At 59.2% G+C, this 942-nt stretch carries 6 tRNA genes; all 6 read right to left on the reverse strand.

What is annotated here, in order from left to right:
• Positions 1-185 precede the first annotated feature (185 nt).
• Positions 186-256: transfer RNA gene (locus tag DVK07_RS19705), tRNA-Met, on the reverse strand.
• A gap of 104 nt (positions 257-360) precedes the next feature.
• Positions 361-433: transfer RNA gene (locus DVK07_RS19710), tRNA-Glu, on the reverse strand.
• 34 nt (positions 434-467) lie between these two features.
• Positions 468-594, reverse strand: a tRNA-Thr gene (locus DVK07_RS22885).
• A gap of 4 nt (positions 595-598) precedes the next feature.
• Positions 599-670: transfer RNA gene (locus tag DVK07_RS19715), tRNA-Tyr, on the reverse strand.
• Positions 671-674: 4 nt separating this feature from the next.
• Positions 675-757: transfer RNA gene (locus DVK07_RS19720), tRNA-Leu, on the reverse strand.
• A gap of 42 nt (positions 758-799) precedes the next feature.
• A tRNA-Leu gene (locus DVK07_RS19725) sits at positions 800-881 on the reverse strand.
• Positions 882-942: the final 61 nt, after the last annotated feature.

Genomic DNA, 942 nt, shown 5'->3' on the forward strand with positions numbered 1-942 from the left:
GTTTGCCACTCCTCTTCGAGGAGCCGACCGTCCGCCATAATCCGAAATGTGGTCATAGTCGGTCGATCGATGCCTTTCGTTTGCCAGTCGACGTCCTCGGCCGGAGTAATCCCTTCGGGGTACTCCGGTAGATGGACGCCGTCGTAGAGTTCGACTGTATCGAATAGTCCCATAGTTGTTCTCCATTGCGGGACCAGGAGTCGAACCTGGACCTCGGGGATATGAGCCCCGTGGACTGCCATTACCCTATACCGCAGCACCACAATTCGGAACCCACTCATGGGCATCTCTCAGTTCTCCACAGCTGTCCGTCCCTCAGTCTCGTCGGCTGGAAGTGAGCGGTCTCGGACTGTTGGAGAATGCTCCAGCCCGGATTCGAACCGGGGGCTCGGCCGTGAGAGGGCCGTGAGTTTGGCCGCTACTCCACTGGAGCAGGTTGGCCTCGTCTGGAACGGGTCGTCGGTTAATGGGACGGGCAGGATTCGAACCTACGTGTTCTCGTTACAAGTGAGATGAAGGAACTCTCACCGTCGCACCGGGTCTCCGGTGAAAACTCGGTGAGAGTGTGTGAATGCCAGGCTCTTCCACCGTCCCGCAGTCTCCCCGGCACGACTCGAACGTGCGTCTCCTCCTCTACAGGGAGGTATCGTAGCCGCTAGACCACAGGGAGAAAATGTCGCCGCGAGGATTCGAACCTCGGAAGGACCTACGCCAGCGGGTCTGAGCCGCTTCCCGTTGACCACTTGAGTACGGCGACGTAACGGTGAAGCGAGAATTATCTCCCGGCACGATGGCCGGATGCCGCCACCAGGATTCGAACCTGGGAAGGACTAACCACACGGGTCTCGACCGTGTCCGTTCGACCACTCTGGCATGGCGGCGCAATTCGAGAATTGCTAACGACTCTGCGAACCACTTCGACACGCAGCGGCGGGAGAGTGA

It is taken from the genome of Halorubrum sp. Atlit-26R (assembly GCF_003666015.1).
Classification (GTDB): domain Archaea; phylum Halobacteriota; class Halobacteria; order Halobacteriales; family Haloferacaceae; genus Halorubrum.